This window comes from Clostridium puniceum, assembly GCF_002006345.1.
Taxonomy (GTDB): domain Bacteria; phylum Bacillota; class Clostridia; order Clostridiales; family Clostridiaceae; genus Clostridium; species Clostridium puniceum.
On sequence record NZ_LZZM01000234.1, the window covers coordinates 38,850 to 64,775 of the forward strand.

Here is a 25,926-nt window from a genome sequence, read left to right on the forward strand (position 1 = left end):
ATCTCAAATCAACTACCAACTGTTAACCGCCAACAGCTAATTGTTAACTATTAACCGAATTAATATCCGGCATCCTTTATGATCTTTAAAGAATCATCATCTTCTATCCATGATTCTACATTTATTTCCCTATATTCTCCTTCTGAGTCTCTTATTACCACATATGAGATTCCAGCATTAATAACCAGCCTCTTACACATGGAACAAGAATTAGCATCTCTAACATATTCTTTAGTTTTTGCATCTTTTCCAACTAAATATAAGGTAGCTCCAATCATATCTCTTCTTGAAGCACTAATTATGGCATTAGCTTCACTATGTACACTTCTACAAAGTTCATAATGAGTTCCTCTTGGAACTTTAAGTTCCTCTCTTATACACCTATTTAAATCCATACAGTTTTTTCTGCCTCTTGGTGACCCAGTATAACCCGTTGAAATTATTTCATCATTTTTAACTATTATTGAGCCATAGTTTCTTCTGAGACAAGTCCCTCTTTCTAGAACTGTTTCTGCAATATCTAAATAATAGTTTTGTTTATCACGCCTATCCATTTTTATCTTCTCCCAAACCATATTATTTGGGGTTATATAAACAGATATAACTCTGTCCCCAAATCTAAATATTTCTTACTAATTACTACTACATGTTCGAATTAACTGTTAACTGTTAACAATGAATGCTGAAAGTTCCAAGTATAAAGTTCCAAGAACGAAATATAAAATAGCCACCGGGAAAGTTCTCTTAGCTAAATACAATATTTAATGTGAAAGTTCAAAAAAAAAAAAACAAAATATAAAAGCTTAAAGAGAACGTTCATGTTTCCAAATATAAAATTGGGACATTAACTTTTTTGATTCTCATTTTTGGAACATCACTTTTCTATTCTCACTTTTCCTTGAAATAAAATACTAAAAATATAAATTTTAAATTGCAACCTATATTATAATTCACAATTTACAGTTGGTACCCTTTACGGATACCCTGTAGTCAATGTAGTAAGAATTTACCTTGGCTTTTCTTTCTACATTGTCAATTGTAAATTAAAAAAGTTTACTTAGTTCCAAATAATCTATCTCCAGCATCTCCAAGACCTGGTACTATGTATCCATGTTCATTCAACTTTTCATCTATTGAAGCTAAATAAATATCAACATCATCATGAGCTTTTTGTACCGCAGCTATTCCTTCTGGCGCCCCTACTAAACACATTAATTTTAAGTTTTTTGCACCTCTATTTTTTAACATAGTTAAAGCATCTATTGATGATCCGCCTGTTGCAAGCATTGGATCAACAACTATTATATCTCTTTCTGCAATGTCTTGTGGCATTTTACAGAAGTATTCTACTGGTTGAAGAGTCTTTTCATCTCTATATAATCCAATGTGTCCAACCTTAGCTGCCGGAATTAAGTTAAGTACTCCATCAACCATTCCAAGACCAGCTCTTAAAATAGGAACTACTGCCATCTTTTTACCTGCAAGCATTTTACATCTTGTTAAGGCTACTGGAGTTTTCACTTCAACTTCTTCCATATTTAAATCCCTTGTTACTTCATAAGCCATTAACATAGAAATTTCTTCTACTAATTTTCTAAAATCCTTTGAACCTGTTCTTTCATCTCTTAAAAATGCCAGTTTATGTAGTATTAGTGGGTGACTTATTTCTATAACTTTACTCATTATTATTATTCCTCCAAAATTCACTTTTTATATTTATAGTGCTATATAATTTTTTATTATATGCTCTATCCAGTTTTTTAATTTAAAACGTTCTTAATTACGCTAAAGGGCTTTTTCTAATGTGAAATGTTCATGGTTGTGCTAACGCACCTTTTTTAAGGTGAAATGTTCTTATTTGCGCTAAAGCGCTTTTTTCTAATGTGAATTGTTCTTATTTGCGCTAAAGCGCTTTTTTCTAATGTGTGTATTTTTTTTCAATTTCTGAAATTTTATCTATCCTGTTTTGGTGTCTATCACCTTCAAATTTTGATGTTATGAAAGTTTTTACTATGTCTAAAGCAAGACCTACCCCAACAACTCTTTGCCCCATAGTTAATATGTTAGCATTATTATGTTCTCTGGTTGCATGTGCACTAAAAGTATCTGAACATAATGCAGCTCTAATTCCTGGAACTTTATTGGCCGCAATTCCTATGCCTATTCCTGTTCCACAAATTAATATACCAAATTCATATTCCTTTGCAACTACAGCTTCTGCTACTGGTAGTGCAACATCAGGATAATCACAAGAACCAGTTGAATATGTACCAAAATCTTTCACTTCATGATTTTCATTTTCTAAAAATTTAATAATTTCACTTTTTAGTTCAAATCCACCATGATCGCATCCAATTGCAATTTTCATAATCAAATCACCTTCCGAATTATAATTTAGTCTTAACATTTATTTATAAACATATCTAAAGGATATTAATATTCTTTAGATTAAATTTTATCTATTTTAAATTACTACCTTATTCAACTATTAGCCGCTAACTTTTAGCTGATTTAAACTTCTATTACGTCAAACCCAGCAGCTTTATTTAATCTATTCATAATAGCTACTCCAAAGCCCTTTTCTTCATAGCCTTCTGCTAAAATCACATCAGCTTTTAAATCATCACATTTTCTCAAAGCTTCAAATAAGCTTCTTGCAACTGTTGATAATTCTTTTCCACTGCCTAAAATTATACTTATTCCTTCTGTATATTCTTTAGCATTTTCTTCAACAGTGAGAATGCATACTTTTTTACTGTTTTCTATATTATAGTGTACCATTTCTTTTATTTTTTCAACAGTTTTTTTTCTTTCTCCTAAAATTATTGTAACTTTAGCATTAGGTGCATAATGTCTATACTTCATTCCTGGTGCTTTTGGCTTTAAATCTTTATTAGGCTTTTGCATTATAGCCTTATCTATTTCAATTCTTGAATCAATTTCTCTAAGCATTTCCAGAGTAATACCGCCTGGGCGTAAAACCATTGGTGGATTTATAGTACAATCTACTATTGTTGATTCCACTCCTATATCACTTTGATCTCCACCTAAGATATAGTCTATTTTTCCATCTAAATCCTCTATACATCTTTGAAAGTCTGTTGGACTTGGTCTTCCACTTATATTAGCTGAAGGAGCTGCAATAGTTGTATTAGAAAACTCAATTAATTTTCTAGCTATCTGATTATCAGGCATCCTAATACCAATAGAATCTAAATTTGCACTAGTTACATTTGGTATTATATCCTTTTTTCTTAGAATTATAGTAAGTGGTCCTGGCCAAAATTTCTCTATAAGTCTATTGGCCACCTCCGGAATTTCTTTGGCATATGCTTCTATATTTTTTGAAGCAACATGAATTATAAGTGGATTATCCTGCGGTCTTCCCTTTGCTTTAAATATCTTTTCTACCGCTTCTGCATTAAGTGCATCAGCACCTAATCCATAAACTGTCTCTGTGGGAAATGCTACGGTTCCCCCTGCTTTAATAAATTCAGCTGCTTCTTTTATCCTTATTTCATCTTCTTTTTCACCCTTAATTATGCCGACCTTAGTATTCAAATATTTTCCCTTCCTTCTCAAATTGATGAATAATCAATGGCATCAAAACTTTCTCTTCGAAGCTTTCAGCCTTAATTTTTCATCATTTCTCTAAACTATAAGCTGCCCTCTTGCTATCTTTATATTTTGTATGCTTTCATCTGTATAAATTGCTTTAACACAATTCTTATATATTGAATCCAACAAAAGATATTTTTTTAATCCGCCTCTTTTTACAACTTGAAAATAATAATCTTTTTTAGGATTTTGCTGCTTAATCGATTCATATTGTTCCACAATTTGTGGATATCTCTTTAAAAAGTTTTGATCAACTGGCCTTAATGCTCTATTTTTGAAGACTATGCTTGTTACTATTACTATTTCTAAATCATAATCTGATTTATTTGTATGTACTAAAGCAACCTTATCACAAATAATTAAATATTCCTTAGAAGAAATGCCTGTTTTAAACATTAATCTGTTATTTGAACATCTATATTCTACCTTATAACCATTTAGTTTAATTATGATTGCTATTATTATTAAAAATTCAATAAAACCTACATAAATAATATAAAATATAGTCGTCAATCCAGTTAGTTCTACTGTTACAGGAAGAATAAATGCAATAACAGCCATAGCAATTAAGAATATCTTTAAATGTGATCGTTCTTTTTTTATAGCTTTATATATATCCATCTTAAATCCTCCATTTTTATGTCATATTAACAAAAGTGGCTGAACCACTATCTAATAACTAAGCTGCTGATTTATTATTTTCTGAAATAGACTAAGAATAGAGAAATATTATTTCTTTACATATACCTAAAGCCTTACATATTTAATGCAAGGCTTTTTGAGTAATTACTACACTTGTGTATTTCCCATTAGTTTCATTTTTTCAGCTTGGTCTGCTGTAATAAGGGCATTTATCATTTCATCAAGATCCCCACTTAAAAATGTTTCCAACTTGTATAAAGTTAGACCTATTCTATGGTCAGTAACTCTTCCTTGTGGATAATTATAAGTTCTAATTCTTTCACTTCTGTCTCCAGTTCCAACTTGGCTCTTTCGATCTTCAGCTATTCCTTCAGCTCTTTCTCTTTCTGCTGCTTCGTAAAGTCTTGATTTTAAAACCTTCATAGCCTTTTCTTTATTTTTTAATTGTGATTTTTCATCTTGACAGGAAACTACAAGCCCAGTAGGTAAATGTGTAATTCTAACAGCTGAATCTGTAGTATTAACGCATTGTCCTCCATTTCCTGAAGCTCTAAATACATCTATTCTGATATCTTTATCTAAAACTTCTATTTCAACATCGTCAACTTCTGCTAACACTGCTACTGTAGTTGTTGATGTATGAATTCTTCCACTTGACTCAGTATCTGGTACTCTTTGTACTCTGTGAACTCCACTTTCATACTTTAATTTAGAATAAGCACCATTACCTTTAATCATAAATACAACTTCTTTAAAACCACCAAGATCTGTTTCATTTAAACTCATTATTTCTGTAGACCATCTTTGAGTTTCTGCATATCTTGTATACATTCTGAATAAGTTATATGCAAATAGTGCAGCCTCTTCACCACCTGCGCCTCCTCTAATTTCAACAAATACATTTTTGTCGTCATTAGGATCCTTTGGTAATAATAAAATTTGTATTTCATTTTCTAATTCAGCTTCTCTATTTGTGAGATCAGATATCTCTTCATTTAACATTTCTCTCATCTCTTTATCACTTTCGCTGCTTAACATTTCCTTATTAGCCTTTAAATCTTCTGTTACTTTCTTATAATCTCTATAAGCATTTACTATAATCTCTAAATCAGAATGCTCTTTACAAAGTTTTCTCCATTCATTTTGATTTTGCATAATTGATGGATCACTGATTTTAACTGATAATTCATCATATTTATTTTCTATAAATTCTAATCTATCTAATAACATTTAATCACTCCGTATTTCATTTTTCACATTTCTACATTATAACACATATTAATACAGTTAACAATTAAGAGTTAACCGCTATAACTATTCTATCAAGGCTTGCAAAATCTTTAATAACTCTTATATCATTAAAATTATGTTCTTTAAGCAATGATTTTACTGCCTCCCCTTGATTATAACCTATTTCAAAAGCTAATATGCCATTATTTTTTAATACAGCTTGACTTTGGTCAATTATTTTTCTATAAAAATCCAATCCATCAATGCCGCCACTTAAAGCAGTATGTGGTTCATAATTTTTAACATCCTCCATAAGCTTGGTTATTTCTTCTTCCTCTATATAAGGAGGATTGGAAACTATAATGTCATACATTTTTCCATCTTCTATAGGTCTTTCTAATAAATCACTCTTTATAAAATTCACCCTGTCTTTTAACGCATTTTTTTCTATATTTATTAACGAGACTTTTTCTGGAATAAGATAGTAATCTATTAAATCAACCTTTATATTTTTTCTAAAATTAGCTAATGCTATTCCAATAGCACCAGATCCTGAGCATAAGTCGCATACCTGTTTTTCATCATTTTCATCTATCTTTTTAAGAACTTCTTCAACTAATATCTCTGTGTCATCTCTTGGAATTAATACACCTTTTTCAATATAAAAATCTAGTCCCATAAATTCGCACTTATTTAAAATGTACTTTACAGGCATTTTATTTCTGCGTTTTTCAATTAAATCAAAATATTTTTCAGCATCTTCTAGACTCACTTGATCTTCTTTATGACTAATTAAATAAACTCTTTTTTTTTCAATTACACTTCCAAGTAATAATTCTGCATCTAACCGTGCTGTATCAATTCCCTTTTCTTTTAAGGTAACCGTCCCCATGTTTATTAATTCTTCAATTGTTTTATCTGGATCTTTAATACCTTCTGCTGCTTTTAAAGATGCAATAGCAACTTCAATTTGTGAATCATCTGGTTCCTTAGTCGTTAATAATTGAAGTTTAAGTCCTGGATACGCTATTATCTTAGCTAGCATATTTTCATTTCTGCCAAGCCATTTTATAAGTTCATAACTAATTCCAGTAACTACAGGTATACCTATAATTCTTATTACTAATCTTTCAACAATTCCTCCCCAACCAGTAAAGGAAAAAATTGCAATACTAACAAACATTATTAAAAACATAAAGTTGGTTCCACATCTTGGATGAAGCCTTGGTTGTTTCTTAACATTTTCTACAGTAAGTTCTTCCATTGCTTCATAGCAGAAAATTGTTTTATGTTCAGCACCATGGTATTGAAATAATCTATATATGTCTTTAAGCTTGCTTATAAAATACATATATAATAGGAGAATTATTATTCTTATAGCAGCTTCAATTAAATTTAACACTACATTAGATACACCGGCTCCTTTAAAAAACGATGCTGCTCCAGTTGGCAGTGCAACGAAAAGGCCTATTGCAAAAATAAATGAAATAAACATGGTTACGCCCATTAATATATCATTAGCTTTTTCTCCCAATTTATCTTCAAGCCACTTTTCAAACTTTGTAGACTCTTCAGTTTCATCCTCTAAAAATGAAGCGGAATAATTTAATGAAGTCATTCCAATCTTCATAGATTCTATAAGTACAAAAAAACCTCTAAGAAAAGGTATATTTAAAAATGGATACTTCTTTGTTACTGGTCTATTGTCCTTAAAATCTATTTCTATATTTCCTTTTGGAGTTCTAACTGCTGTAGCAAGACTCTTACTGCCACGCATCATAACACCTTCAATAACAGCTTGACCTCCAACGTCACATCTTTTCATTAATAAAATCACTACTCCCTTATATTATTTTTATTTAGGATTTCCAATGTACTTGTAGTAGCAATCTCCGCATAATGATTCATATCTAACATCATCCTGTTCATCAATTGCAATTTGTTCTCCTTCAAATACAAAGTTGCCATTTATTTTTCTTCCGTTAAATATAGCTTTTTGACCACATGCACATATGGTCTTCATTTCTTCTATGCTATGCGCAAGCAATAGTAATCTTGCACTGCCTTCAAATCCATCCATTCTAAAATCTGTTCTAAGTCCATAACATATAATAGGTATATCCAACGTAACTGCAATTTGAAACAATTCATCTATTTGATTTTTCTTCATAAATTGAACTTCATCCACTAATATGCAGTGTATTTCTCTATTTTCCTTTAAGTAATTATCAATAGTATCAAAAATATTTTCTTCTTCTGAAATTAACAGATCCACCTGTCTGTTCACTCCAAGTCTGGATACAAGGGTATTACCACCTTTCTTATCCACCTTAGGTTTTAAAATAATTACCTTCATCCCACGCTCTTCATAATTATAAGCAACTTGCATTAAATGAGTTGACTTACCAGAATTCATAGCACCGTATCTAAAATATAATTTACTCACGTTTAAAGTTCTCTCCTTCTTTAAGGTATCATATTCGATTATAACATTTAATACTCAGCATAAAAAGATATTTTTATATTATTTAACTTTATATTTTCATGCTATATTTACGTTATATTTGAATATTACTTAGAAATTTCAAACTACTATTTTACTTTAAAATTGTAAATTATTATTGACGCTAAAATTTGACTATGCTATAATCTAATGGTTGTTATTGAATAATTAACATGAGTTTATATAATTGAAAGAGGTGAAAAATAATGAGAGAAGGCATACATCCAGAATACCACGAAGCAGTGGTTAAGTGTGCATGTGGAAACACTTTCACTACTGGTTCTGTTAAAGAAGAACTAAAAGTTGAAATATGCTCTAAATGCCACCCATTCTTCACTGGTAAACAAAAAATTGTTGACATTGGTGGAAGAGTTGATAAATTCAACAAGAGATTTAACCTTGACAACAAGTAAGAAACTTAGGGAAAGACATTGTCTTTCCCTTTTTCTTTAAGCATAGAAACAATCCATTTATAGATTTTTTTAATATACAACATATATTGAAATGTAAAATTGATACCCTTTATGAGGAATCTGGGACAATTAATAAAGTTTCCTTAACTAAATATTAATATATTGATAAGTTTATTTTAATATTTAAAGTTTATAATAAAAATGTTAAACTATTTAATATAATACTGCAGAAATGAGTGACTTTCATGAAAAAAGTTTTAATTTTAACAACCTCCACTGGTCAAGGGCATAACCAAGCTGCTGCTTCAGTAGCTGACTCCTTTGAAAGCGCTGGATATGAAATTACAAAGCTTGACTTTTTGGCTAAAAGCAGCACAATCTTAAATAACATAATTGTTGCTGGGTATGAAATTTCGGCCGCAAAATTTCCAAAGACTTACGGATTCTTTTATAGACTTACAGATAATAAATTTATAAATAACTTCTTGAAGCTTCCTTTTTTTATTACAAAGAGAAAGGTTTCAAAGTTGGTAAATGAAATTAATCCTGATGTAATTGTTGCCACACATGCTCTCAGTATTAGCGTAATTTCAGATTTAAAAAAGAAAGGCTTAAAATGTCCTTACATTTTAATAGTTACAGATTTTAAAGCTCACTATATATATGTAGATTCTTATGTTGATGCTTATATTACTGGAAGCAATTACACAAAACAATCACTAATAGCTAGAAATATTGATCCTAATAAAATACATCCTTTAGGAATTCCGATAAACAGTAAATTTTACACTGAAATTACATCTGCTGATGATTTAAAAGATGAAGAATATTTCAATTTACTGCTTATGAGTGGAAGTCTTGGATTAAATACTATTTTTATTGTTCTTAAAGAGCTATTAAAAAATCCAAATAAATTACGGATAACAGTTGTTTGTGGTAAGAATGATCATTTAAAAAACAAATTAACAAATTATTGCAATGATAACCATTTCAAAGATAAAAAGCTTCATATATTAGGTTTTACTAAAGATATCTCTTACCTAATGGATTATTGTGATGTAATAATATCAAAACCAGGCGGATTAACAGTTACAGAATCAATCGTAAAAAATATTCCTTTAGTTATTCCTTTTGCAATTCCTGGTCAAGAAAATGAAAATATAGATTTTCTAACTAATGAAGGATATTCTATTTGTATAAAAGATTTGAGCAAAATTAATGATACTATAAATCATTTAATAAAAAATCCAAATGAATTATTAAAAATGAAAAATAAACTTAAAGAATTATCTTCAACTTACTCATTAACAAAAATTGTTGATTTAGCAGATAAACTTAGTTTAGATAAATAAAAGATGACCATAAAAATTCTAATGGTCATCTTTTTTTATTAGCTTTAATTAATCTCAATATATAATTATACATGTTCCAATAAACTGCGTACAATTATTTATTACATATATCTTTAATGTGATAAATAAATTAGAGCTTATATAAAAATAAAATTTTATATAGTTTCTAAGTTTGTTCTACTTTTTAAGGAAGGTATTTACGAATTCATCATTATCCTTAGTTTTAGATAACATATTAATAAGATTCTCTGTAACGCTATCTGCATTTTTCTCTCTATACATTGTTTTTCTTAGTGCAAATGCTACTTCTAATTCTTCCTTAGACAATATTAAATCCTCTTTTCTAGTTCCTGATTTATATACATCTATAGCTGGGAAAATTCTTCTTTCTTGTAATCTTCTATCTAAGTGTACTTCCATATTTCCAGTTCCCTTAAACTCTTCAAATATCATATCATCCATTCTTGAACCTGTTTCAACAAGTGCAGTTGCAAGTATTGTTAAGCTTCCGCCTTCTTCAATATTTCTTGCTGCTCCAAAGAACTTTTTAGGCATTATAAGCGCACCTGGATCAAGCCCTCCAGATAAAGTTCTACCTGTAGGAGTTATTGTTAAGTTATATGCTCTTGATAATCTAGTTATACTATCCATTAAAATAACTACATCTTTACCTTGCTCAACCATTCTCTTTGCTCTTTCTAAAACCATTTGAGCAACCTTAGCATGGTTTTGTGGTTCTTCATCAAAAGTTGAATAAACTACATCTCCATTTATAGACCTCTTCATATCTGTAACTTCTTCTGGTCTTTCATCTATAAGTAGAACTATTAATTTAATATCTGGATAATTCCTAGATATATTTTGAGCAACCTTTTTTAATAAAGTAGTTTTTCCGGCTTTAGGTGGTGCCACTATAATTCCTCTTTGGCCCTTACCTATTGGACAAATTATATCCATTAATCTAGATGATAAATCACCACTATTAGATGTTTCTAATTTAATTCTTTCTTTAGGATATATTGGTGTTAAAGTTTCAAAATATTTTCTACCTATAGCTTTTTCTGGATGTTCTCCATTAACCCTTTGAACAAATAAAAGAGCTTTAAATTTTTCTGTTTCCTTCGCTTCTCTTACCTTACCTTCAACTTCATCTCCTGTTCTCAAATTAAATCTTCTGATTTGAGATGGAGAAACATAAATATCATCACTGCTAGTCAAATAATTTTTGCATCTTAAAAAACCAAAACTGTTATTTTCTAAAATTTCTAAAATTCCTTTTGCCATAACAGATTCATTTATCATTTCCTTTAGAACTTCTTTTTTTTCTGTATTCGCAGCTTCAGTTGTAACTTTATTCAATTCTGTATTATTACTTACTCTTGTTGGATTATTATTAGAAGTTCTTGAAACTTCATTACTAGCGATCCTTGAAACTTGACTATTAACCTCTCTTGAAACTTCACTCGCAGCTGTCCTTGAAACTTGACTATTAACCACTCTTGAAACTTCACTCGCAGCTGTCCTTGAAGCTTCATTACTAACAGATTTAACTACATTCCCTGTTTCTTTTTCGTTTTTAGGTTCTTTTACTATTTTAGGCGCTATATTTTCTCTTAATATCACACCATCTTTTTCTATAAAATTATTGGAATTTTTTAATATTTCTTCTATTAATTCAGTCTTTTTATATTTAGATATATTTTTAACACCTAAATTTTTAGCAATGTCTTTTAAAGATGTTAAAGTCATGCTTTCATATTCTTGTTTTGTCAAATTGGCACCTCCAATTTATAGATTAAAAATCTATAAAAATCACTTTCTATTCATAATATTTTGTAAATTAAATTTCCACATAATATTTTGCAAATTTAGTTTTCAGCAAAATCAAACTATTATTACATAATTTATCTGTAGCTTTCTTTTCACAATATGTATTTTAATTATATACGTTGCAATTAGTTCTTTACATCATATATCTAATCATTTATTCAGCACATAACCTTTTTTTGAATGTAATTTTATTATTGCAACATAATATATTTCTATATAAGGAAATTTTCTAATAAGATATTTATATTTAGATATGATATGAGAATTTTGAATATTTAAGAAAATATATTTTCTTTAGGCATATGAAATAAAATAATAAGTTAATGATGCGATATATATTTTGCCTTAAGATAGATTCAACTAAATTCAGCTGAAATGTGAAATTCTACCAAAAAAGTTTCACCTTACGTCAAGCAAGGAAGTATATTTGCTCAATAGTGGGATTAACTAAACATGTTAACACAATATGACACAAAGTAGAATTATGCTGACTTATTATTTTCTGGAGTATGCCTTATACCTTAATATAATTTTGAACTGGCAAATCCTTATTATAAATTTACCAGTTCTTTTAAATTGTTATATTCAAGTTTTATTATATATTAAACTTTCTAATAAAACAAATTTATTTTGCTTTACTTTCTTCTAATGCAGCTTTAATAAATCCTATAAATAATTTATGTGGTTTATTGGGTCTTGATTTCAATTCTGGATGGAATTGAACTGCTACATACCAAGGATGATCTTTAATTTCAACAATTTCAACTAATCTATCATCAGGACTAGTTCCTACAATTTGCATTCCTGCTTCAGCTATTTGGTTTCTATAAGTATTATTAAATTCATATCTATGTCTGTGTCTTTCACTTATAAGCTCTGAATTATATACTGCAAAAGAATTGCTATCTTCCTCAAGCTTACATGGATATTGTCCAAGTCTCATTGTTCCACCAAGATTTTCTATATCTTTTTGGTCATTCATAAGATCTATTACTGGATATTTTGTATCTGGATTTATTTCTGAACTATTTGCACCTTCATATCCTAATACATTTCTTGCATATTCTATAACGGCACATTGCATTCCTAAACATATTCCTAAGAATGGTACTTTATTTTCTCTAGCCCATTTTATAGCTAAAATCTTACCTTCGATTCCTCTATCTCCAAATCCACCTGGAACAAGTACTCCATCTACACCTTTAAGTGTTTCATTAACATCACCTTTTTCAAGTTCTTCTGCATTAACCCATTTAATTTCTACTTTAGTATCATTATTATATCCACCATGACTTAAAGCTTCAACTACTGATATATATGCATCATGTAATTCAACATATTTACCAACCAAAGCAATCTTAACATTATCTTTAAGATTCTTTATCTTATGTACCATTGAAATCCATTCAGAATTATCAATATCTTTGCAGCCTAAGTGTAGTTTTTCACAAACTAAGTTATCTAAACCTTCATCATGTAACATTAATGGTACTTCATAAAGATCTTCAGCATCAAGGTTTTGGATTACTGATCTTCCATCTATATTACAGAATAAACCGATTTTTCCTTTTATGTCATCTGATAATTCTTTTTCTGTTCTACAAACTATAATATCTGGTTGAATACCTATAGTTCTCAATTCTTTTACTGAATGTTGAGTAGGTTTTGTTTTTAATTCTCCTGCTTTACCTAAGAATGGCACTAACGTTACATGGATATAACAAACATTTTCTGCTCCAACTTCACTTTTGATTTGTCTAATAGATTCTAAAAATGGTTGAGATTCAATATCTCCAACTGTTCCACCAATTTCAGTTATTACTACATCTACGTCTCTTTCTTTTGCTACTTGATATACTTTATCCTTTATAGCATTTGTTATATGAGGAATTACTTGCACTGTACCTCCAAGGTATTCCCCTCTTCTTTCTTTCTCTATAACGGAGCTGTATATCTTACCTGTTGTAACATTTGAATTTTGAGTTAGACTTTCATCTATGAATCTTTCATAATGCCCTAAATCTAAATCCGTTTCAGCTCCATCATCAGTTACAAAAACTTCTCCATGCTGATATGGGCTCATTGTTCCTGGATCTACATTTAAATATGGGTCAAATTTTTGAAGAGAAATTTTCACGCCTCTATTCTTTAATAATCTTCCAAGAGATGCTGCCGTTATTCCTTTACCTAATGCTGATACAACTCCACCTGTAACAAAAACATATTTCGTGCTCATCTTTATCCTCCCATGTTAAATAATATTTTTGTATTTTAATATTTTAATTGACTTTTTTTTCAACTAATGCTATAATGTGAATTACCTCATAAAATATATTATGGGTTATTTGCGTCGTTTAATAACATAGGTAATATATTATCACAGATTTTTATTAATATCTAGTCTTTTTTTTATAAATTCGTCATATCACTCTTTTCTATATTATCTTCTAATTCAAAATATCTTTCTCTAAAGATTCTGTTTATCAGTAGCTTTTCTTCTGCTAATCTCAAGCTATTACTTATACCTTTAGAAGTTTTTAATTTAAATATTTCTTTAACTTCTGCCTTATCTAAGCAATGATTATTTTTTAGAATTAGTAATAATAAGTATTTATTATCTCTATTTTTTAATAATTCTACAAAATTCTCTTCATCAATTCCATAATAATTACATATATTTTTTAATATTTTTATATATTTTAATCTACTTTGCATTTATCTTCCTCCATGAGGATTTATTTCAGTTAACTGTTAAGAGTTAATAAGTTAATTCTTTTATAATTTTCAAGTTAATTCTTCAATGTATTAATTTAAGATTTTAATTTGAGCTTATATATTTTTTCTCAAAATCAAAATTTTTACAAACCTTTGCCTTATATTATTTTAATTATAGCCACAATTTTTAAAGCTAATCAATTAAGAAAAATAAATCATAAACTTTGCAATAAAAGCATTACAAAAATTGTGACTTTATGTAAAATATAATTTATATACTTTTATTCTAAAATAATATGCTTTTAAAAAAATAATGGCTTGTATTTATTGAATTAATACATTTATTTTAGTAAATTCCTATAAGATAATTTTATAAAATGGAGGTTTTAAAATGATAAAAATTCTTTTATGTTGTGCTGGTGGTTTCTCCTCAAGTGCCTTGTCTAGTAAGGTACAAAAGGAAATATTGGAAAATCAAATGGAAAACGATTATTATATCGAATTTTCTCCATTTTTTACAGCAAATAAGAAAATGTCTGAATTTGATATCCTTGTATGTTGCCCTCATCTAATAATGGAGGTAAAAAAAATGCTAAAAGTTTCAACCCCTAGCATACCTATTTATATTCTTCCACCAAGAATGTACGGGCTTATGAGTTTTAAAGAGTTGGTCGTAGATGTTATAGATATACTAGATTTATATAATCAGTCTAAAATAAATCCAGTATATTTTCCTAATGAAGAAAATACTATGATGGTTACTAGACATGTTGCTCATAGAAATAGTAAAACTTAATTATTTTACTTAAATTATTAATCTTCATTAAGTAAGTTCCTTTAACAGGGACTTACTTTTTATTTATAAATAAATTCATCGCAATTACTATTGTGCATTACTTAAACATGTTTTTTAGACGTATCATGAATATTTTTATGTTTTTATAAAAGACAATAGTAATCCTTTATAAAAGAATATATCAATCAACTTTGATTTCTTACATTACGTTATAGTAGCTTTTAAATTCATTAATTACTTCCTCTTTGATAAAATCTTCATCTACATCCTTTGTTACAAAAAGCTCCATTTTTTCTAATCCTTCTTTACTTTTAATATACGATAGTGTTTCCTTATAACCTGCTCCACACAAAAATAATGCATCGATCATGCATCCCGTATCCATATTCAACATTTTAGCTTTCCATATAAGTTCGCAATCTTCTACTTTTCCAATTGAAAATAACAAGAAACATAAAAGCCTTAAGCAATCATGACTTTCAACATACTCTTCATTATTAATTTCTTCTATTAATAATTTTCTGATTTCCTTTCTATATTCTTCTTTGGGATAAACTCCATATTTACTAATTATAATATCTTCTCTATCCATATTTCCCCCTTAATTTCATATTATCAATTTTGAGAGATGATTTAATTTTAAGCAAAGAGGATAAACAACTAAATCCAGCAGAATTAAGTCGTTTAGCTTCTTTTATATGTATTGTTATTTATTGTTTAATGTAATAACTGGTTTTCCTTCTTGATTAAGTAATGGTGTTATCCCACCAGCATATCCATCCCAACTAAATAAATAGTTAACTCCAGTTTCTTTGTCTACTATTATCTTACAACCAGACATAGTACCCTCTTTTAAAATAACATTAAACCTTTCATTAGATTCTTTACCAAACATTATTTCTTCTCTCCTTAAACTAATAATTTTTTCATTATTATAGCATATTTTTACAACACTCAATTATTCAATTTTAAAAGAAAACTATTGTAAATATATATCTATACTTATTTTTTATTTAAATATACATATCTAAATATCATAATCAATTCTATTCATATTATATAGTAATTAAAGATACTTACATTTCTGTAAGTATCTTTAATTAAACTTATTTCATGTTCTCCATATGAAATACTAATGTATTGCTTTTTTCTGATACTTTTTACCAGTACCTTCAACGCTTGTAATTGTAATTAATGCCTCTTTATCAAAACCACGTACAATATCTTTTAATTTAGCCACCTCAAGCCTTGATAACACTACATATATAACTTCTGTTTCATAACCACTATAAGCGCCTTTTCCATCTAACAAAGTAATTCCTCTACCAAGTCTATCAATTATTGCTTTAGAAATATCTCCGCTCTTGTCAGAAACAATAATTACTGCTTTTGACTCTTCAAGACCCTCAACAGTTATATCTATTACCTTAAATGCAATAAAATAAGCTATTAACGAATACATAGCTCTATCCCAGCCAAATAAAAAGCCTGAGCTCCCTAATATGAAAAAGTTTATAAACATAACTATTTCTCCGATAGAAAATACACTTCTTTTTTCTAAAAGGATAGCAACAATTTCACTTCCATCTAGTGATCCACCATTTCTTATAATTAATCCTATTCCTACGCCTAATATAATTCCTCCAAATATAGTAGCTAGAAGTGTATCTTGCGTTATACTTGAAACTGGATGAAGTAAAGTTACACAAATTGAAAAGCATATTACTGAAAATATAGTTGAAAGAGCAAAGGTCTTACCTATTTGTCTGTAACCTAAAATAACAAAAGGTATATTCAATATGACTATAAATATTCCTAGTTGAATATTTGTTACATAGCTTGCCATTATTGATATTCCAGTTATTCCACCATCAATTATATTGTTAGGTATTAAAAATATTTCAAGACCTATTGCTGCTAAAATTGAACCTACTATCATAAATAATACTCTGCTCAGCTTAGATAAAATAACATTTTGTTTTTTTTTCATGTAATTCCTCCCTTATTTAAATAATATATTTTATATGAGATTTAATATATATTATTTAAATTATAACATAGTTTTAAATACTATATTTCCGTTATTCAAATATTTACACTTTATTAATTTTTCTCAAGAGTATATATCTATTTATTTGTACTTTACAAATGTTCTATAAATATTTTCAATAAGCATCTTATTTTAAAACTAGTATAATTACACTCTATCTTTCTACGGTACAAAGATTTTTAAAATACACCTACCTTTATTAATATAATATTTTAACCTGTTTAATATTCATGAAACTCAATTTTTTAAATCTTTTATTACTTAATCTTCCTTGATACTTATGTTATAATTAACAAAATGTTAATTTGCTATGTATAACTAGTAATTTATATCTTACTAATTGGAGAAAACTTATGGATGAAGATTTATTAGAAAAAACACTATCTTATATTAAAAATAGATTTCAAAATGATTACAGCGGACATGATTATTATCACAGTGTTAGAGTATATAATTTATCTACTTCTATATGCAAAAAAGAAAATGGTAATTTAGAGATAATTCAATTAGCTGCTCTACTACATGATGTTGATGATTATAAGTTATTTGATGGTAATGTATCTACTTATTCAAATGCAGAAGATTTTTTAAAGAATAATAAAATATCCGATGTAAAAATAGAATTTATCTGTAATATAATTGCTTCAATATCTTTTAAAGGTACAGATAGTCAAGTTCCTGAAAGTTTAGAAGGAAAAATAGTACAAGATGCAGATAGACTTGATGCAATAGGGGCCATTGGTATTGCAAGGACCTTTGCATATGGAGGGAATAAAAATAGGCCTATGCATATCCCTAATAAAAAACCACGTGATAATATGAATTTTGAAGAATATTCTACCCTTAACGGAACTACCATTAATCATTTTTATGAAAAGCTCTTAAATTTAAAAGCTTTAATGAATACCGAAGCTGCAAAAAAAATAGCTGAATCACGCCATAAATATATGGAAAATTTTCTTTCAGAATTTTATGAGGAATGGGATGGCTTAATATAATAAGCATATTTTAAGAAATACAAAATGGATATAGAGTTGCTAAAAGCACATAGTAAAAATAAGGATTTTATTGAGTTTATAATATAATTTCTTCATAGAAGGAAAAAGCATTTTCTTAATTTTAAGAAAACGCCTTTATCTACAATTCAAATTATATATTATAGCTAATATATAATAAGCTTTCTTTATATAATTTTATACTTCTTTGTTTAAATTTTCAATATATTTCTTAGCTTTCTCTTCTCTATTTAATACTCTTAGTGTACCTAAAGAAGGTCAGGTATTCATTATTATTACTGTTGCTTATTAATATACTTTATATTTTAAATTTCATGGTTTACTTTTATGGAATCCATGCACCACTTTCATCAACTCTATAGCCATCTGGAGTTGTAGCGTCTACGTATAATACTCCATGTTCGTCAAAGCAATAACATTCACCATCTATCCATAACCATTCTGATTTTGCCATGGCACAATTACTTTTTAAATAATACCATTTTCCATTTTCTTCTAGCCAAGCAGATTCCCTTGCATATCCACGACTGTCAAAGGAATACCATGAACCCTCTATCATTTGCCAACAATCTTTATAATAATATTTATTCCCTAAATCTGTACAATACCACCAGCCTGTTGAATCTTGATTCCAACCTAATTTCCATACCTTAGGTTCTTTAGGAATATTACTATCTATAGCATTTGCAAACATATAAGATAGTTTTTCCCATGAATATTTGTTATAAATATCTATATCTATTTGGCTATCACAAAAACAAATTTCAAATATAATATTAGGAGCAGCAACATATTTCATTTCATATAAAGTTGAAGAAGTTTTAACTCCTCTATTTGTAAAACCCAAACTACCAAAATTCACACATAAATTATTTGCCCTGTTATAAGATTTACTGTTTATGCTGCTAACCCAGGCTTCTGTTCCATACCCTTGTCCATCACTTGCATTCATATGCAAAGACACAAATAATTCAACATTGTTACTATTAGCCTTATAAGCTCCCTCTGATAATTCTCTACTCGGAGTGCTTGCATTACTGTTACAGTCTATAACTGTATGTCCATAATTCTCTAAAATAGTTTTTACGGATGAATAAAAAACTTTCATCTGCTCATGCTCATCAACTATTCCTATAGCACCTGGACAATTATCTGAATGCCCTGCTCTTAATCCAATTTTCATAACTTCACCATCCCTTTTATAGTTATAACGTTAATTTTTTTCTCTATTACATAATATGAGAAAGTAACTTTATAAGTACTCTCTCTTTTCATATATTTAGTTCAAATTACAGTATAAATATATGGACATATTCTATTATTTTTATATTTTATCTCCATAAATTTTTTAATATATATGTTGCAATAATGATTTTACAAAAAGATATATTAGCATTAGCATATAAAACTAACTTTACTGTATTGTATAAACTTAATTGCAACACATATATCGTTTTATAAACATAATTTTAGTAATAAATTTATAATATATATCTCCACTTTATTTAATATCCTATATTTATCATTCTCTACCTAAATCCTCTTTAACTAATTGATGATATCTATTATTGACCTTATTTATTTTTCTCAATTGTTTTCTCACTGTTGCCTTTTTTATCACTTATTCCAGAAGTACTAGGATCAATAACAATACCAAGTAAAATAAATATTGTTAATATAGTATTAAGTATATCTGCCCAATTGCTAGGAAATATATCTAAACCTAACTGCTGAGTTAATAAAACTATAGCACTTGCCATTGCTACTAAAAATGTTTTGTTAGTAAATCTTGATTTCCAATCAATATTCATTTCTACCATCCTTCTTTCTTAATATTTTTTTATTTAGGTCCTTGTCCCTTTATTGCATAACATGAGAGAATAACTTTAAAATCTATGGTTTCTTTTCATAGATTCATTTTTTAATTACAATATAAATATATTCTATTGTTTTATATTTTATCTCTATAAATTTCCAATATACGGATCTTATAATAAATTATATATGTTACAATTAGATTTTTATATATAAATTACTTACAGCTGATTATAATTACAAGTTTTTAGATGTAGATTTATTATTGCAACATATATACATAAATTTAGTTAATATAAATTCTATTTATTTTTCTTCCATTATTTTAGAATTACTATCTTTAGCATCACTCATTCCAGAAGTACTAGGATCAATAACTATACCAAGTAAAATAAGTATTGTTAATATAGTATTAAGTATATCTGCCCAATTGTCTGGAAATATATTAAAACCTAATTGCTGGCTTAATAAGACTATGGCACTTGCTATTGCTATTAAAAATATTTTGTTAGTAAATCTTGTTTTCCAATTAATATTCATTTTGATATCCTTCTTTCTATAATATTTTTACTTCATTAATTTTTCTATGGTATAAATAAAAAAGCCCACTAACGTTGTTGCTCCAAGTCCTATAAGTCCTTTTAGTACACTTGTTAAAGCTTTTAAATTATCACATAAATTTTTCAGTTCTATCTTAAAACTGGCACTATCTTGCTCCAATTTATCTATTCTGGAACCATGATTATTTAAACGTAGGTCATGAGTTTCTAGTTTATCTCTTATTAGCTCTTCATTCATGTTACACTTCCTCTCTTGAATTGAATTATTAAAAGAAGTTTTGTATTAATATTTAATTATTTGGTTAAATTTTCGTTTTGTTAATAATAATGTTTTTCCACGGTTAATTATTTCTACATAATTATTTTTTTGTAGCAGCAAAAGACACTTACATTTCTGCAAGTGCCTTATATAGATTTTCATATATCTATTTGTTTTATATATTAATTAAACCTATAATTAGGATTAGTAAGCATATATTCACCAATCTTTAATAAGTCGTCATCATCTATTGCTCCATTGATTACTTGATCAGTATTATATTGTGGAAGTGTTTTAGGATCTTCTCCTAAGTGCCTGCCATCAATACCTAAGTCCAAAAGAGTGAATTCACCAGTATGATTTACATCATCTACTACAACATCATCTATAATTATGGTTGTTTGTCCACATTCATCATCTATTAAATCTTTTTCCATTTCTATACCATCAGTAACTTTACCTTTAATTACATCAACCAAAGCCTCTCCTGAAGCTATTCCTTTGAAATACAATTTTAATAGTATTTTCTTATCATTAACTATTCTAGACAAACCTCTGCTAGCAGTTATTATTCTTAATTCATCCTCATCTTGTTCTAATTTTACTAATTTTATTCCTTTAACTTCAGTCATTCCTATAAATTTTAATTTAGTACTGTCGTACTTTATTATTGCATCTTCTGCTGCTATTTCTTTTATATTATCTATAGTTAAACGAACTACTGCATTTTCTTTTAAGTGAATTTTATTTTTTTCTGGCTCCACATCTAAAATAATTTTCTTTTTTACCGTTACAATGCAAGTTGCACTTAAGTTACTGCCATTAGTTGTAGTTGCAGTTATAGTCACCTGCCCTTTTTTTATTGCTGTGACTTTACCCTTTGCATCTACTGTCGCTACTGAAGTATCACTTGAAGACCAAGTTACTTCCATGGCTGGTGGATCTGTTATTGCAGTTAATTGTTCTGCTTCACCTTCTTTTAGAACTATTGCTGTTTTGTCTAAATCTAAGCTAGCTATATATTCATATTTATAATGAGTAGTTTCTGATAAGTTTCCTGCATTATCGATAGCTTTAATATGAATATAAATAGGCTTTAATAAATCTAATTGAGATAATGGTACAGATATTGATAAGTCCTTAGTATCAATACTGCTATTTGGTTCTGTATTTTCTATATTATCTATAACATATGAATATCCAGCAATTCCTGATGTATTTATAGTAGAAACAGTACTTGAAGTTATGTCATTAGCTGTATTACCATCACTGGCTTTAACATAATATTCATACTTTGTTCCATTATCATTTGCCTTAGAGTAAGATATATTTAAATTTTTATCATCATTTGATGCACTAGTAATGGTTACTTTATCTGGAGCTGTTAAATCTTGACCTTTATGATCATCACAAGAAGTATCACTTGTTAGTTGAGCTAAATAAAATAATGTATTTGCAAGTAATTTTTGCTCATCTGGTGTTGCAGCGCCATTTGAATGACCTGTTTGAATCATAGCTGTATTGTTCCAAGTTGTAAGATAGAAATTATTAGTTACCTCTTGTCCTTCGTAAGATGAAATCTCTTTAGCTGAACTCCACTGGTTATTGCTATAACTCATCCATACATCACCACTAGCAAACTGGCTTGATGTATGTGACATAGGAACATTTAAGGTTGTACCAATGTCACCTATACTCCATGGATAATTTGTAAGTAGTCCCTTTTTTAATATTTTGATAGAGCTTGATCCCATGTTATATGAATCGCTGTATGTTGCTGTTTTAAGATTAATATATGATACAAGTTTATTTCTATTAGTTGCAGTAAAATCATTTCTTGTAAAAATTGTATCGTGTCCACACAAATATCCTCTTCCTGAATCAATAAACTCTTTGATAGTAGTTAACCCTTGAATTGATAAATCTTTTGAATTGTTAACATCCCATGCGCCTTCATAAATGACATCATATTTCCAACTACCATTTGCATCTTTCATATATGACATTGGATTTGCATTAAAGGCATCAATATTTACTTCATCTACAGCTATCAATGCCTTACCATATCCATTTGCACTTTCACTATTAGGATTTTCCATCCATCCTTTTAGATTATTACCTTTACCTGGATATATATTTAATACTCTTATATTGGTTTTTGAAGGAATGCTTTGATATACTGCTTCATTTTGTCCTTTTGAATAAACCATATACTTATACCCTGCTCCAAGGTTTGTCCATTCAAGATGCACATAATTTTCCCCTTCAATTGGTGTGGCTGTGATACTTAAACTTTTTTCTGTTAAATTTGTTTCTTTTTCCATGTTTATACCTCCTAAAATTATCTGTTATAAATTTAATAAATGCATTACTTTCGTCTATTCAAATAAAAAATTCCTCCTCTTAACTTTTTTTGAATATATTTTTCTCTCCATCTTTTGTTGACTTTTAATTGTGATATTGCAATATTGAAAATTTATTTTTTATCATTAGCTCCTATATACTCTTCAGTAAATTATAGAAAAATATTTTTGTCTTCTGCTTCTAATACTAGTATAAGGCTTGTTATAGTACGTTTCTTATAGACTTTCTATACAATACCTATAGTTTTTCTACAATTTTGTTTATAAAGTAAAACAAGAAAAAAGACTCCTGAAAGTCTTAGATAATTGTTCATATTTTTACTGCTTTTTATCTATATATAATATAACAATGTAAATATTACGTGATAAAAAAGCACTTAATTTGTGCTATTCTATTACTTATTTTTTATCTTTAGTTCTACGTCCATTCTTGCTATGATGCAGTAACAGTATATTTACTTTCTGTTAATTGCATTAATTTAGTATAATCAGCTTCTACAATAACATTAAAAGCAAAGAATACATTTAACTTTTTTGCAACCTCTTCCTTTGTAGCATAAAATTTGTTATTAATTAGATTTTCCATTATAGTTCCCATATTTACTTACCTCCATTATTTAATAATATTTGTTCTTGTAAATTTGCCAACATAGCTTGTGTTTCTAGTAATTGTTTTTGCAATAATTCTTCTTTAGTTGATTGTGGCGTTGGTGCTGGAAACAAACTGTCCTTTTCTTTATTTGTTAATTCTATAACCTTCCCATCAACTAACTTGTAGTTATATCTAAACTGAATATCCGTTAAAGGTTTTTCTTTAGGAAAGTAGTTTCCTTGTGCATGAGCATATTTATCTCCTTGACCCTCATCTATTTGTACCCAACCTGTTAAATCTGTAATGAATATACTACTATTTATCTGGGTAATAATATTCTCACTATTTACTTGTACATAAACTTTTATATTTTCATCCATACATGATACCTCCTAATATATTTCTGCATCTATTTTAATATATGCAGAATTTGCGTCACCAGATTGAACAATCCAAGATTGATTAGCAGTAAGGGCTGTAATTTCTGTACTAGCAACGGTACAACCATCAACTCCAATCTCAATTATAGAAAGTGGATTACTAAAAATATACCCACCTGGTAAAGTTCTCCATTGTCCGCCTATTGTTACAGTACTAGTCGTGGTTCTTTTTTTACCTTTAAAATTGTAAAATGCTCTCACCTCATTTGAACTCAAAGCGATTGCTGGTAAATTAATTCGACCACCGGTGAGAGCATTTACATAATCATAATACCTTTGACACAACGCTAATTCTTCTCCATAAGGTCTTGGTATAAAAGGTGTTGCTTTGTCTCCACTTTCAACTTTAATTTGCGCTATATCTATATATCCAGCACCTCTAAAGGTTTCTGCTATTGTATCTCCTACATTTGTAGAAAAATTTATTCCCCACGCAAGTACGAAATTTAATCTTAAATAATCATCACCGTTTGTACCGAATGTTTTTCCAACTAAAGTTGCAGTATCAAGCGTAACAGAATACTTAGTAAATGCTGATGTTAAGTTGAAATATTTACCCGTTAACACATTCGTTGTTGAAGGCGAACCACCTGTTCCATACACCTGTTGAGCATCTAATCCAATTTTTTTATTAGGTATACTTGACCTTGCATAAAATGAAATTGTTATCTTTTGATTTGCTCCGCATAACTTTCTAGTACCATTTTCAATTAAGTATGCAAGTAAATAAACATCACTACCATTAAACACACCTCCTCCATCAACAGAAATTCTATAATGACTACTTGATTTGGGAATTTCTCCATCAGATAATGGTTGCTTAGTATGAGTAATATTAGTAGGGAAAACACTAGATGATACATTTCCAAATTTTATACAGAATCTATCAGCTAAATAGGTATTAACCAATGCATTGTTTATTGCTGTACCTCTTTGCCAAAAGTCAAAATTACCGTTAATTATTTCATTTTGGTTCGCCTTTTCTGACAACTGTGTAGTATGATCAGCTACTATCTGAGTAAGTTTTGTCACATCTTCAAAGCTCTCCATTGCCTTAATATTAGCTTCTGCTTGTATGTTTTTTACATCTATATCAGTTTTTAATTGATTACCTTTAGTAATACTATTTTCTAAAGTAGTATTTACGATATTTCCATCAGTAATATTTTTTGTTAAATCTGCTTTTAGTGTATTTCCTTTTCCAGTTTCTATTTCCAATGCATTTTTAGTCTTAGCAGCATCAGTAATTGCTGTACTTAATGTTTTATTTATTTCTATGGCTTCATCCATACTTTCAGCTATATCTTCTGCTCGATCTAATTTATTTTCTAATTGTTCTAATAATGTATATGTTGCTGTACTTATACTTCTTTCTACTTCTAATGTGCTAGCTATTACTTTTAAATTTAAATTAAAAGTAGCTTTCTTTTCACCTGTTGTTTTATTAATAAATTGTAATTCTATTTTGGTTGCTCCAGTTGTAGTTGTAAGTTGCTCGTGTGCTATTATTGTCACTACATTATTAACTACTGAATATTCTGTATCTTGTATAAGGGGTATGTTATCAGCTTTTATTGCCTTTAATCTAACAGTATAGTTACTTAAATCTGCTTGTACTCCATCATCAAATATATTAAAAATTAAATGGAGTTTATCTAGTTGTTTACAATTCGCATATACATTTAAATTTTGTTTTAAATCTAGGTTAATTTCTAAATCATGCAATGCCATT

The 25,926-nt window shown here is 28.5% G+C and carries 26 protein-coding genes; 4 read left to right on the forward strand and 22 right to left on the reverse strand.

Translation table 11 applies throughout. The features are described from left to right. Positions 1-59: 59 nt before the first annotated feature. The 8 genes from CLPUN_RS25200 to CLPUN_RS25235 form a co-directional block, all read right to left on the reverse strand. The gene (locus tag CLPUN_RS25200; RefSeq protein WP_077849943.1) at positions 60-554 is read right to left on the reverse strand and encodes a deoxycytidylate deaminase; all 495 of its coding nucleotides are present in this window, start codon (positions 552-554) and stop codon (positions 60-62) included. A 499-nt stretch (positions 555-1,053) separates the two neighbouring features. Further along, entirely contained in the window at positions 1,054-1,683 is a 630-nt protein-coding gene (gene upp, locus CLPUN_RS25205; RefSeq protein WP_077849944.1) for a uracil phosphoribosyltransferase, read from the reverse strand. A 235-nt stretch (positions 1,684-1,918) separates the two neighbouring features. Then, positions 1,919-2,368, reverse strand: a complete 450-nt coding sequence (rpiB, locus tag CLPUN_RS25210; protein ID WP_077849945.1) for a ribose 5-phosphate isomerase B — start codon at positions 2,366-2,368, stop codon at positions 1,919-1,921. 143 nt (positions 2,369-2,511) lie between these two features. Beyond that, a complete protein-coding gene (locus tag CLPUN_RS25215) occupies positions 2,512-3,561 on the reverse strand; it encodes an L-threonylcarbamoyladenylate synthase (protein ID WP_077849946.1) in 1,050 nt (349 codons plus the stop codon). A 90-nt stretch (positions 3,562-3,651) separates the two neighbouring features. Next, positions 3,652-4,239: a hypothetical protein gene (locus CLPUN_RS25220; RefSeq protein WP_077849947.1), complete on the reverse strand. Its 588-nt coding sequence runs from the start codon at positions 4,237-4,239 to the stop codon at positions 3,652-3,654. 168 nt (positions 4,240-4,407) lie between these two features. Then, positions 4,408-5,490 carry a peptide chain release factor 1 gene (prfA, locus tag CLPUN_RS25225; protein ID WP_077849948.1) on the reverse strand — a complete coding sequence of 361 codons (1,083 nt, stop codon included), beginning with the start codon at positions 5,488-5,490 and terminating at the stop codon, positions 4,408-4,410. 64 nt (positions 5,491-5,554) lie between these two features. Next, complete coding sequence (gene prmC, locus CLPUN_RS25230) at positions 5,555-7,315, reverse strand: peptide chain release factor N(5)-glutamine methyltransferase (RefSeq protein WP_077849949.1); 1,761 nt, start codon at positions 7,313-7,315, stop codon at positions 5,555-5,557. 30 nt (positions 7,316-7,345) lie between these two features. After that, positions 7,346-7,936: a thymidine kinase gene (locus CLPUN_RS25235; protein WP_077849950.1), complete on the reverse strand. Its 591-nt coding sequence runs from the start codon at positions 7,934-7,936 to the stop codon at positions 7,346-7,348. 263 nt (positions 7,937-8,199) lie between these two features. Between CLPUN_RS25235 and rpmE the strand changes: the two genes are divergently transcribed. Both rpmE and CLPUN_RS25245 read left to right on the forward strand, forming a co-directional pair. Beyond that, positions 8,200-8,406, forward strand: coding sequence for a 50S ribosomal protein L31 (rpmE, locus tag CLPUN_RS25240; protein WP_077849951.1), 207 nt, complete (start codon positions 8,200-8,202; stop codon positions 8,404-8,406). A 245-nt stretch (positions 8,407-8,651) separates the two neighbouring features. After that, a complete protein-coding gene (locus tag CLPUN_RS25245) occupies positions 8,652-9,758 on the forward strand; it encodes an MGDG synthase family glycosyltransferase (protein WP_077849952.1) in 1,107 nt (368 codons plus the stop codon). Positions 9,759-9,935: 177 nt separating this feature from the next. On the opposite strand, the gene rho is transcribed toward CLPUN_RS25245, so the two are convergent. The 3 genes from rho to CLPUN_RS25260 all read right to left on the reverse strand — a co-directional run bounded on the left by rho (position 9,936) and on the right by CLPUN_RS25260 (position 14,303). Beyond that, complete coding sequence (gene rho / locus CLPUN_RS25250; protein WP_077849953.1) at positions 9,936-11,531, reverse strand: transcription termination factor Rho; 1,596 nt, start codon at positions 11,529-11,531, stop codon at positions 9,936-9,938. Between the two features lie 682 nt (positions 11,532-12,213). Beyond that, positions 12,214-13,824 (reverse strand): CTP synthase, encoded by a 1,611-nt coding sequence (locus CLPUN_RS25255; protein ID WP_077849954.1) that lies wholly within the window; start codon positions 13,822-13,824, stop codon positions 12,214-12,216. 173 nt (positions 13,825-13,997) lie between these two features. Continuing rightward, positions 13,998-14,303 (reverse strand): hypothetical protein, encoded by a 306-nt coding sequence (locus tag CLPUN_RS25260; protein WP_077849955.1) that lies wholly within the window; start codon positions 14,301-14,303, stop codon positions 13,998-14,000. A 391-nt stretch (positions 14,304-14,694) separates the two neighbouring features. Here CLPUN_RS25260 and CLPUN_RS25265 point away from each other — a divergent pair, with 391 nt between their 5' ends. Further along, entirely contained in the window at positions 14,695-15,099 is a 405-nt protein-coding gene (locus CLPUN_RS25265) for a PTS sugar transporter subunit IIB (RefSeq protein WP_077849956.1), read from the forward strand. A 199-nt stretch (positions 15,100-15,298) separates the two neighbouring features. Here CLPUN_RS25265 and CLPUN_RS25270 read toward each other — a convergent pair whose 3' ends face one another. The 3 genes from CLPUN_RS25270 to CLPUN_RS25280 all read right to left on the reverse strand — a co-directional run bounded on the left by CLPUN_RS25270 (position 15,299) and on the right by CLPUN_RS25280 (position 17,089). After that, positions 15,299-15,691, reverse strand: a complete 393-nt coding sequence (locus CLPUN_RS25270; protein WP_077849957.1) for a hypothetical protein — start codon at positions 15,689-15,691, stop codon at positions 15,299-15,301. Between the two features lie 114 nt (positions 15,692-15,805). Continuing rightward, the gene (locus CLPUN_RS25275; protein WP_077849958.1) at positions 15,806-15,994 is read right to left on the reverse strand and encodes a DUF6440 family protein; all 189 of its coding nucleotides are present in this window, start codon (positions 15,992-15,994) and stop codon (positions 15,806-15,808) included. Between the two features lie 237 nt (positions 15,995-16,231). Further along, entirely contained in the window at positions 16,232-17,089 is an 858-nt protein-coding gene (locus CLPUN_RS25280) for a YitT family protein (protein WP_077849959.1), read from the reverse strand. A gap of 413 nt (positions 17,090-17,502) precedes the next feature. Between CLPUN_RS25280 and CLPUN_RS25285 the strand changes: the two genes are divergently transcribed. Further along, positions 17,503-18,147 carry an HD domain-containing protein gene (locus tag CLPUN_RS25285; protein ID WP_077849960.1) on the forward strand — a complete coding sequence of 215 codons (645 nt, stop codon included), beginning with the start codon at positions 17,503-17,505 and terminating at the stop codon, positions 18,145-18,147. Positions 18,148-18,490: 343 nt separating this feature from the next. Here CLPUN_RS25285 and CLPUN_RS25290 read toward each other — a convergent pair whose 3' ends face one another. The 8 genes from CLPUN_RS25290 to CLPUN_RS25320 form a co-directional block, all read right to left on the reverse strand. Continuing rightward, positions 18,491-19,348, reverse strand: a complete 858-nt coding sequence (locus tag CLPUN_RS25290) for an N-acetylmuramoyl-L-alanine amidase (protein WP_077849961.1) — start codon at positions 19,346-19,348, stop codon at positions 18,491-18,493. 391 nt (positions 19,349-19,739) lie between these two features. Next, entirely contained in the window at positions 19,740-19,976 is a 237-nt protein-coding gene (locus tag CLPUN_RS25295) for a phage holin (RefSeq protein WP_077849962.1), read from the reverse strand. A 310-nt stretch (positions 19,977-20,286) separates the two neighbouring features. Further along, a complete protein-coding gene (locus CLPUN_RS25300) occupies positions 20,287-20,520 on the reverse strand; it encodes a phage holin (RefSeq protein ID WP_077849963.1) in 234 nt (77 codons plus the stop codon). A 27-nt stretch (positions 20,521-20,547) separates the two neighbouring features. Further along, positions 20,548-20,778: a hemolysin XhlA family protein gene (locus CLPUN_RS25305; RefSeq protein ID WP_077849964.1), complete on the reverse strand. Its 231-nt coding sequence runs from the start codon at positions 20,776-20,778 to the stop codon at positions 20,548-20,550. Positions 20,779-20,981: 203 nt separating this feature from the next. After that, positions 20,982-23,123, reverse strand: coding sequence for an Ig-like domain-containing protein (locus CLPUN_RS25310; RefSeq protein WP_077849965.1), 2,142 nt, complete (start codon positions 23,121-23,123; stop codon positions 20,982-20,984). A gap of 472 nt (positions 23,124-23,595) precedes the next feature. Then, positions 23,596-23,760: a hypothetical protein gene (locus tag CLPUN_RS28275; RefSeq protein WP_198944408.1), complete on the reverse strand. Its 165-nt coding sequence runs from the start codon at positions 23,758-23,760 to the stop codon at positions 23,596-23,598. Between the two features lie 2 nt (positions 23,761-23,762). Beyond that, on the reverse strand, positions 23,763-24,134 hold the full coding sequence (locus CLPUN_RS25315; RefSeq protein ID WP_077849966.1) for a hypothetical protein: 372 nt from the start codon (positions 24,132-24,134) through the stop codon (positions 23,763-23,765). A 12-nt stretch (positions 24,135-24,146) separates the two neighbouring features. Beyond that, positions 24,147-25,925 carry a hypothetical protein gene (locus CLPUN_RS25320; protein WP_077849967.1) on the reverse strand — a complete coding sequence of 593 codons (1,779 nt, stop codon included), beginning with the start codon at positions 25,923-25,925 and terminating at the stop codon, positions 24,147-24,149. Position 25,926: the final 1 nt, after the last annotated feature.

What these genes read in the sequence shown, in the direction of transcription:
- CLPUN_RS25200 (WP_077849943.1), bottom strand. Translation starts at nt 554, where the DNA reads ATGGATAGGCGTGATAAACAAAACTATTATTTAGATATTGCAGAAACA.
- CLPUN_RS25310 (WP_077849965.1), bottom strand. Translation starts at nt 23,123, where the DNA reads ATGGAAAAAGAAACAAATTTAACAGAAAAAAGTTTAAGTATCACAGCC.
- CLPUN_RS25220 (WP_077849947.1), bottom strand. Translation starts at nt 4,239, where the DNA reads ATGGATATATATAAAGCTATAAAAAAAGAACGATCACATTTAAAGATA.
- CLPUN_RS25300 (WP_077849963.1), bottom strand. Translation starts at nt 20,520, where the DNA reads ATGAATATTAATTGGAAAACAAGATTTACTAACAAAATATTTTTAATA.
- CLPUN_RS25270 (WP_077849957.1), bottom strand. Translation starts at nt 15,691, where the DNA reads ATGGATAGAGAAGATATTATAATTAGTAAATATGGAGTTTATCCCAAA.
- CLPUN_RS25305 (WP_077849964.1), bottom strand. Translation starts at nt 20,778, where the DNA reads ATGAATGAAGAGCTAATAAGAGATAAACTAGAAACTCATGACCTACGT.
- CLPUN_RS25260 (WP_077849955.1), bottom strand. Translation starts at nt 14,303, where the DNA reads ATGCAAAGTAGATTAAAATATATAAAAATATTAAAAAATATATGTAAT.
- CLPUN_RS28275 (WP_198944408.1), bottom strand. Translation starts at nt 23,760, where the DNA reads ATGGGAACTATAATGGAAAATCTAATTAATAACAAATTTTATGCTACA.
- prmC (WP_077849949.1), bottom strand. Translation starts at nt 7,315, where the DNA reads ATGAAAAGATGTGACGTTGGAGGTCAAGCTGTTATTGAAGGTGTTATG.
- CLPUN_RS25290 (WP_077849961.1), bottom strand. Translation starts at nt 19,348, where the DNA reads ATGAAAATTGGATTAAGAGCAGGGCATTCAGATAATTGTCCAGGTGCT.
- CLPUN_RS25295 (WP_077849962.1), bottom strand. Translation starts at nt 19,976, where the DNA reads ATGAATATTGATTGGAAATCAAGATTTACTAACAAAACATTTTTAGTA.
- CLPUN_RS25315 (WP_077849966.1), bottom strand. Translation starts at nt 24,134, where the DNA reads ATGGATGAAAATATAAAAGTTTATGTACAAGTAAATAGTGAGAATATT.
- CLPUN_RS25255 (WP_077849954.1), bottom strand. Translation starts at nt 13,824, where the DNA reads ATGAGCACGAAATATGTTTTTGTTACAGGTGGAGTTGTATCAGCATTA.
- rpmE (WP_077849951.1), top strand. Translation starts at nt 8,200, where the DNA reads ATGAGAGAAGGCATACATCCAGAATACCACGAAGCAGTGGTTAAGTGT.
- prfA (WP_077849948.1), bottom strand. Translation starts at nt 5,490, where the DNA reads ATGTTATTAGATAGATTAGAATTTATAGAAAATAAATATGATGAATTA.
- upp (WP_077849944.1), bottom strand. Translation starts at nt 1,683, where the DNA reads ATGAGTAAAGTTATAGAAATAAGTCACCCACTAATACTACATAAACTG.
- CLPUN_RS25280 (WP_077849959.1), bottom strand. Translation starts at nt 17,089, where the DNA reads ATGAAAAAAAAACAAAATGTTATTTTATCTAAGCTGAGCAGAGTATTA.
- CLPUN_RS25245 (WP_077849952.1), top strand. Translation starts at nt 8,652, where the DNA reads ATGAAAAAAGTTTTAATTTTAACAACCTCCACTGGTCAAGGGCATAAC.
- CLPUN_RS25285 (WP_077849960.1), top strand. Translation starts at nt 17,503, where the DNA reads ATGGATGAAGATTTATTAGAAAAAACACTATCTTATATTAAAAATAGA.
- CLPUN_RS25275 (WP_077849958.1), bottom strand. Translation starts at nt 15,994, where the DNA reads ATGTTTGGTAAAGAATCTAATGAAAGGTTTAATGTTATTTTAAAAGAG.
- CLPUN_RS25320 (WP_077849967.1), bottom strand. Translation starts at nt 25,925, where the DNA reads ATGGCATTGCATGATTTAGAAATTAACCTAGATTTAAAACAAAATTTA.
- CLPUN_RS25265 (WP_077849956.1), top strand. Translation starts at nt 14,695, where the DNA reads ATGATAAAAATTCTTTTATGTTGTGCTGGTGGTTTCTCCTCAAGTGCC.
- rpiB (WP_077849945.1), bottom strand. Translation starts at nt 2,368, where the DNA reads ATGAAAATTGCAATTGGATGCGATCATGGTGGATTTGAACTAAAAAGT.